The organism is Magnetococcales bacterium (genome assembly GCA_015228815.1).
Taxonomy (GTDB): domain Bacteria; phylum Pseudomonadota; class Magnetococcia; order Magnetococcales; family UBA8363; genus UBA8363.
The window spans coordinates 97,986-106,625 of sequence record JADGCV010000011.1; the positions used below are offsets into that span (position 1 = coordinate 97,986).

Below are 8,640 nucleotides of genomic sequence, written 5' to 3' on the forward strand. Positions count from 1 at the left end.
AGCATGCGCTCCATAATGGCGGAGAATAGAACATTTTCTTTGACGGATCAATGGTCTACTCATCCATCGGCGTGAAGAAACATGCCCGTTCTATGAATGCGTGTAAACATCGCCAAGTCTCCCGATGGTGTCGAGGAATCCATCGCCGGGGGTGGCTTCCAGGCTGGGATCCTGGGCATCGAACCCGACCGCGACCAACGCGGCGTCCGGATGGTGCAACGGATCCGGAGAGAAAAGAGGATCGCCAAATATTTGTTGGATGGTCGGATGAGATGGATCACTATCGATGTTGCTGGAGGAGAAGGGAATCGGGTCACCCGTGGCACAGAATTCCATGAGGTCCATGAATTGCTGTTCGAAAAGGGCCGGATCCATTTCCTTGGCCGATTCGATGGGAATGGAGGGAGGGACCGTGGCAGATTCTTCGGACCGGGGTTCCCTGGCGACATGCAAGGCCAGTTCCGAAAAGAGTCCCTGTTGACCATTTTCGCGGTCGAAGGATCCCTCGGAGAGGATTCTTGCCCCTTCAACCGGGGTTCCCAGGGGGGTCGTATTCAGGTCGATCGCGGTGATTCCCCATTGGGCCAGAGTGTTCAATTCACCCACGTCGGTGATGGCATCGGCATCGCCATCCTGCCACAGGGACAGACGGGAAAAATGGGCGTCCGCCGCATCGATGCGACCGTCGTTGTTGTCGTCCATCCGGGACAGGGCTTCCAGTCCCGTGGTCTCCTCTTCGAGGAAGAATTCGGAGAACATTTCGGTGACATCATCGACCTGTCCGTTGCCGTTGCGATCCATCACCAGGAAGCCGTCGCCGGGATCGATCCAGCCGGCGGCCACCAGACTGCCATCGGGGGACATGGCGAAGGGTTGCCCCTCGGACGGCATGTGGGTTGCCGTGATTCCGTCGCCATCGAGGTCGAAAACGAGGGGATCGACCATCAGTGGCAGATAGAAGGAATAGGCGGCGCCGGCATTGTAATACGAGTTGTTGGGACCCGTTTGAATGTCGGCATACGGGGAACCGACAACGGCATAGTCACCATGAATGGCAACGGAAGAGCCAAACTTGTCACTGCTTGCCGCAGTATTCGGGAGCAGTTGCGTGCTTTCTCCCCAGGTTCCTCCGGCGCTCTTTTCAAACACGAAGGCCGTTCCAGCGAAAGAATAATCATTATTATGGGCGGCAGGATAGCCGGCGATTATTTTTGACCCTTGAATATCGACCGATGTACCCAAACCACCGCCTTCACCGCCATCGAGAACATGCGACAACATGACATGTGACCAGGTGCTCGATGTCTGGCGTTCGAATACGTGGATCGACCCACTATCGTAAATGGTTTGCTCGTTTTCGTTGTCAATGTCATCAAGAGGGGCACCGACGACAATGATGTTTCCATCGATGGCAACCGATGACCCGAACTGGTCATAGGCCTGGCCATCGGGGGCGACCAATGTTTGAATTTCGGTCCAGGTCCCATCGTTTTGTCGCTCGAAGACATGGACCATTCCGACGTTGTCATCCGATCCAATATCCTGGTACGGAGACCCTACAACGGCCAGATTGCCATCGATGGCAACGGATCTCCCAAAATTTTCGTATCCTTGTGGCAGGGATGAGATCAATCGGGTTTCCTGGGTCCATGTCTCGCCCACCTTGTGGAATATATAGGAAGCACCAGCATCGTAATACATGTTTCCATCGATTTCCAGATTGACCTCCGGTGCGCCGACGATTGCATAATCACCGGAGATGCCGACCGACCAGCCAAACAAATCCTCCTCGGCGTTGTCGATCGGTGTCAAACGAACCGTCTCCGACCATGTTTCGTTGTCCAGCAGGTCGAAGATATGGACCGTTCCACCATCATATATATCCAAATCATAATTGTCATAACCTGGAGTTCCGATGATCGCGGTCGTGGTTCCGAGATCGATCGCATGTCCAAAATAGTCGTATCCATGGCCGGATTCGGGCCGAACTTCGGTCATGGCGGACCATTGACCATTTTCCTGAAGCCTGTACGCATAGACCGTCCCGGCCCCCTCGGCGCCATCGATGGTTGCGAAGGGGGTCCCGACCAGCAAAAATTCCTGGTTCATGGCGACATCCTCACCCATATTGAAATAATAGCTCTGCGATTCATGAGTGATTTTTTGCTGCGAAGAGGCCAGATTGATGGTGATCGTGACCGGATCGATGGCCCCCCGGGCATCGGTGACATCATAGGAAAAATTCAGAGATCCCGGGGAAAGAGTGTCCGGGTTCTGAATGATCCCCCGGACATGGGACAGGTCCGAAATTTGAAGGGTGTCACCGACATGCAACATGGTTCCATGAAGGACAAACGAAATAATGCCGGGATCGGGGAGTTCCCTCAAGGTGATGCTGATGGCATCACCGTTGGCGTCGGTTGGGACATGGAAATCGATCGGGCGCATCCAGATCCCGTTCGTGGTTCCAGGGATATACCCGAGTCCGGAACCGAGAATATCAACCCAGCCATTGTCATTGGATCCCATGGGGACGGCCTGGGTCCAGTCCCATCCCAGGTGCAGGACATGGCCTTCCCCCCGGGGAATCAGCGTCACCGTGCTCAAGGGTGGTTCGGTGGTATGACCGTAGAGGCTCAGCGCTTCCCCAGGGAGAGACGAGGTTGTCAGGTTTATGGTGTTGTTGTTGACAATGACTTCGGCGCTGTTGTTCACAAAATTTGTCCCCTGGGCATCGTCGCCCATGATCACGGTCAGGGGCGCCTCGCCGAGGCTGACATGCAGGGTATAATCACGATTGCCGTAGGAGGCGTCGTAAAAGGTGGTCGGATCCGTGGTCATGGGATCATGATAAAAGACCGACACCGCGACATAATAGACCCCCGATGAAGGGATCGTATATTCGAGGTAGGAATCCAGACCGCTCACACTGCCACTACCTTCGTTCGGGTTCCAGCTGTCATCGTTGTAGGCCAACCGTTGACCCGCGGAATTGTAGAGCCAAATCATGGTATCGACATCTCCACCGCCAGCCCATCCCTCACCACTGCCATGGTCGATGTCAAGAATCAAATTTTCTCCCGTTGTCAGAGAAAATTGATAGAAATCAAGGTCTGTATAGGCGGAAAGGTTTCCCAGGATCTTGACGGATGGAAAGGATGAATTTCCCAATTCCGGGTCCGTGGCGTATCCAAATTGGCTGCGTGCGATGGTTTGAGCGTTGGCAATGCTGCCGTTCGAGATCAGGGGGGAGGAATCGTTATCATTGACCGTTGTCCGGCCTCCGTAACCGGAAGATCCGGACGAAGGGTTCTCGGCAGAAACCAGATTCCAGCCAAAAATATCATTGAGGTAGACTGAGTCGTACATCGACACGAGGATGCCGCCGTTGTGGACAAAATTGGCGATGACCGACTGGGCATCTTCGGACAGGGTGAGGGACCCTTCCGAGAGACGGGGAATGACCAGGGCTTCTTGTCCTGCAAGCGCCGTGGTGAGTTCGGCGGCGGTGATTCCGGTGAAGGTCGATACGTTGTGGTTGAGTTGGGCCAGGGTTGCCTGGATCGTATCCGATCCCGAATCGGAGGTATCGTGGGTATCGACATAAGAGGGATTGTCGAATACCACGATGTCGAGCGGCAGTCCCTGAGACACATTGGCAATGTCGATGGTAATCGTCTGGTCCGCGCCACCATTCGGGGCGGTGTTGGTCGGTATGTTCAGGGTCAGTGTGGCGGGGCTGTCGGAAAAGCCGCCTGCGTCGCCCGCCTTGAAGGCAAAAGAGGCATATCCATCACCCGAGCCGTTGGTTGCCGGGGTGAACACCAGTTTTCCCGCAGCGATGTCGGCGGCGGTGACATCCTGGGTGGAACTGATGAGGCTGCCGTCCAATCTCAGAGTGCCGTTGCCGGGGGAGGGGGTGATGCGGACCCGGGACAGAGGGTCGTTTTCGGGATCGACAAAAACGAAATCGCTCGTTTGAAACACGTAGGGGGTGTTGTATGGGGTCGTGACCGTCTGGTTGAAGGAGACGGGGAGATCGTTGACCGGAAGAACATTGATCGTCAGGGTATAGGGGGTGGTCGAAAACGATGTCGGGTCGCCGACGGTGAAACCAAAGCTGGCGTAGGTGGTTCCGTTGCCGTTGGCTCCCGGGGTGTAGACCAGACTGCCCGCGTCGATGGCACTGGCGGAAATGACCTGGCCCGAGGTGACGGCCACGCCATTGAGGCGCAGGTGACCGGGGTTGGAGGATCCCGTGGTGATGGCTACCTGTTCATCGCCGTCGATGATGGAAAGACCGAAGTCGGAACTGCGAAAGGTGGTGGCGGTATCCTCGTTGGTGGTGACCGTTGTGTTGGCCCCGACCGGGGTGTCGTTGACCGGGGTCACGTTCAGGGTCAGGGTGTACCGCGTCGGAGAGAAGGCGGTGTTATCGCCGACGGTGAATTCCAGGCGGGCATAGCCATCGCCGTGGGCGTTGGCGGCAGGGGTATAGGTCAGGCTGCCGGCGTTCAGAGCGGCGACCGCGATGGTTTGTGTGCCTGTTATCTCGATGCCGTTCAAGCGCAAAAAGCCCGAGCGGGACGAGGCATCGACACCGATGGCCATCAGTTCATCCCCATCGACACCGACGATACCGAAGTCATGGCCGGTGAAAACGCGGGTGGAGTCCTCGGCCAGGGTCACGGCGCCACTGGTTGCCGTCGGGGTGTCGTTGACGGGGCGGACGTTCAACGTCAGGGTGTTGGACTGGGACGAAAAGTCCAGGCCGTCACCGACCTGAAACGTGAAGCGGGCCAGACCGTCGCCATGGGCGTTGGCTGTCGGGGTGAAACGAACCAGTCCGGCGTTGAGGTCGCTGATCGAGACCTCCTGCATCGCGGAAAATGGCGTGTCCCTCAATGTCAGGGTACCGCCGCTGTCGTTGCCAACGATCCGAACGGCCATCAGTTGTGGGCTGTCGCGGTCGGAAAAACCGAAATCGCTGGCGGAAAAGAGGTAGGGGACATCTTCGTCCGTGGTAATGGTGCGGTCGCTGCCTGTGGGAGGGTCATTGACCGCCGCGATGTTCAAGGTCAGGGTGTTCGGGGAAGTTGAAAAATCGCTGCCGTCACCGACCTCAAACCGCATGGTGACCGTCCCATTGGCATCCTGGGCGGGGATGTAACGGACAAGACCGGCGTTCAATGCCGCTACGGAAATTTCCTGCCCTGAGGTGATCCGGCTTCCATCGAGTGTGACATACCCGGAGGCAGGCAGTTCGGTCAGACGAATCGCCGCCAGCTCATCCCCGTCCAGGTCATGAAACCCGAAATCATCCTTCCTCAAGGTCAGCGGACCATCCTCGCTCAGAGAGACGCTGTTGTCGATCCCTTCGGGACGGTCGTTGGTCGGCAGGACATCAAGCCAAATGGAAAATGCCGTCGCATCGTATTCAAGTTGTTCTTTGACCAGAACCTGGAAGGTGAAGTGATCAAAATTCTCTCCATGATGGTTTTCTTGAGGTTCATAGGAGAGTTTTCCCGCGCCAATGTCGTCCAGAGTGATTTCCCGACCGGTCGTGATCGCTTCCTCGTCCAGATACAGGGTTCCCGAGGTTACGGTCTGTGTAATCCTGATGCGCTCAAGGTTTTGCACATCATCCGCATCCAATCCCAGTTCAAAAACCGTGAACGAATGTTCGGTGTCCTCATCCAATTCGATGTCCCAGCGCGTTTGTTCCGAGGGGATAAAAATGAATGACGGCGGCCTGGGTGATTCGGGTACGATCGGTTCCGGAGTCGGTTCCGGGATCGGTTCCGGAGTCGGTGCCGGGATCGGTTCCGGAGTCGGTTCCGGGATCGGTTCCGGGATCGGTTCCGGAGTCGGTTCCGGAGTCGGTTCCGGAGTCGGTTCCGGAGTCGGTTCCGGGGTTGGTTCCGGCTGGGGTTCGATCTGGGGATCCAACAGGGAGGGAAGATCGGTGGGGGCTTGAGGTTGTGTGGGAATCAACAACTCGGGAATGAGTTCAGGAATGGCGGTAAATTCGTTTCCTCCGACCAGGTCGGCGAGGGAAATCGGATTTTCGCCGGGGGTCGTCGGCAACAGATCGCCGATGGCCTCCTGAACGACCTCGGTCCCTTCAAAGGCCCCGCCGGTGCCGAGGAGATCGGCCAGATTGCCCAGATCCGCGATTCCAGGGGCAACGGGGGCGGGCTCGGTCCCAGGCCTTCCCGGTCCATCGGCAGCCAGTCCTTCCGCCGCAGCGTCGGGCGCCTCATCCACCCCCTCCCGTTCATTGGCCGTTTCCTGGGGTTCGGCGGTCGCTTCCTCGGTGGGATCTTCATCGACCCCCTCTTCTCCCTGGGCCTCTGTTTGTTCCCTGGGAGCGGAATCGCCTGCGGGGGTTTCCGGTCCGGCGTCGTTGGCGTTCCCCTGGGGGCGGTCTCCCGCCTGGGTTTCGTTGGTCCCCTGGTTTTCCTGGTTGTTGTCGTTGCCCCGTTCCTCCTTGGCCTTGTCGATGTCCAACTGGTTGTTCAACCGGTTGAGAAAACTGTCGGGGGCCTTGAAGACCGGGGTCGGGGCGCCGGCGCCGAACTGTACCTGGGTGGCAGTGTTGGGTTCGATCAGGGTGACGGTTCCCTGGCCCTTGGCGTCGGAGATGTCGAGAATGCCCGAGGTGTGGACCACCGTCGTCGAACCATCGTCGCCGACCTCTCCCGAAAGTTCGCTGCCGCGAATGCCGATGACGGCGGTGGGGGTCTTGATGGTGGAATGACGGCCCGCGTTCAAGCCAGAAATGCCACCGCTTTGAAAACTGAAGATTCCCTTGGTGACCGTCGCCTCGAAACCGCCCTGTTTGGCCTCGGGATTGTAGATGAACTTGTCGAGGACCGCCTGGGCCCCCTCGCCGAGTTGAAAGCTTGTGCCATCGGGGAAGGCCAGTTTGACCAAGCTCCCTTTCTTCGTGACCAGCACATCTCCCTTGTAAACGGGATCACCCTCCTTGAGGGGCCGTTCCACGCCGTCGGCCCCCTTGGCCATGACATCTCCCAACAACTTGCCAACCTTGCCGATGGCGGGGGTTGCCGTGGTGGAAGGGGCGGGGGTCGTTGCGTCGGGGCTGGTTACCGCGTCCGAAGATGCCTGGGCCGTGTTCGCGTCTACCATCGTCGGCCCCGCGACCATCGTGACCGCTGTGGGATCGGCCACGAGCAGGGCGTTGATCGTTTCCGGCATCAGCAGGGCGCCGTTGGGCGCCTTGAGAATCGGTTGGATGGCGGCATCGAAATACCCCTCCAGGGTCATGGCGCTGCCATCGGGGGCTGCGATCACCAGATCCCCCCCCTGGCGCATGTAGCGTCCACCCAGAAGGGTTTCCACGTCGGGAAGGGTGATTTCATTCTCCAGGGGGGACAGGTCCACATCCCTCCAACCGGCGTCGGGGGTGGAAGCCTGAAAATCGACGGTGGGAAAATGAATGCTCATGACATTCCTTAAAGAGGACATTATTATTATTATTTTACGTAAACCTCTCGACCCTTCGGTTCTTTAAAGAGATCGCCTCATGGGACCGGGAGGTGCCTGCACATCACGGATAGGGCCAAGGGTACAACATTGACTACTGGGGAAGCAAAAAATTTGCCAGACTGATACAGTCAAATACTCCAAGTCAAAAAGTTCTCAAGTATCGGCCTTGATCCAGTTATGATCAATAGCGTATTACTCATATAATCATCCAAACGTGAACATTGTATTATCTTTTGATAACTGTTTCAAGGAATCAGTTACAATGCCAATAGCGTTGCTGAACCATGAGGGAAAATCACGAGGAGTGGGTGTTTCCAGGGAGGAGCCGTCGCTGGTGACGTAATCTGCAATATAGTGTTTAACTTATTTTTGTAAGGGGGCAGATCAAGGGGAGCATGAACTGTTGAAAGGCAACCGTTCATGCGCTCCTTGACAAGCGTCATCCCCTGCTACATCGGGGATCCAGGGAACTGAAGCAAATCCTGGATTCCCACTGTAGCAGGGAATGATGGGGTCTGAACGGTGACGTTGAAAGGGTTCACGAAAAAAAGTTGATGTCTTCCATGGAATGATTCGCTCCGCTTGAACCACTGACGGCATCAAGACCTTCATGGCCTGGGTTGGCCTCTATGAAAGTATTCTGGGAATGACTCGTTTCCAGGGCAACCGACGGATCGTCCTGGTGCAACGAATCGGGAAACAAGAGGGGATTACCAAAAATTTGTTGTGTGGTCCAGTAGGTTTGTCCCCCATCGGAACCATTGGCGGGAAAAGACGTTGTTTCACCCGAGGAAGCAGATTCCATGAGAGTCATGAACTGTTGTTCGAAGAAATCCGGGTCCATATCTTTGACCGATTCGACGACCGGATCGGGGGTGGATGGTGGTGTCTGTGGTCCCTTGGCGACATGCAAGGCCAGTTCCGAAAAGAGTCCCTGTTGATCATTTTCGCGGTCGAAGGATCCCTCGGAGAGGATTTTAGCCCCTTCGACCGGGGTTCCCAGGGGGGTCGTATTCAGGTCGATCGCGGTGATTCCCCATTGGGCCAGAGTGTTCAATTCACCGGCATCAGTACGGGCATTGGCATCGGTATCCTGCCACAGGGACAACCGGGAAAACTGGGAATCCG

Annotated in this window: 2 protein-coding genes; both read right to left on the minus strand. The window is 56.7% G+C overall.

All coding sequences use genetic code 11. The features are described from left to right. Positions 1-90: 90 nt before the first annotated feature. Positions 91-7,470 (minus strand): tandem-95 repeat protein, encoded by a 7,380-nt coding sequence (locus tag HQL76_06835; GenBank protein ID MBF0108871.1) that lies wholly within the window; start codon positions 7,468-7,470, stop codon positions 91-93. Between the two features lie 580 nt (positions 7,471-8,050). Continuing rightward, positions 8,051-8,640, minus strand: a 590-nt coding sequence (locus tag HQL76_06840; GenBank protein ID MBF0108872.1) for a hypothetical protein, incomplete at its 5' end; no start/stop codon positions are given.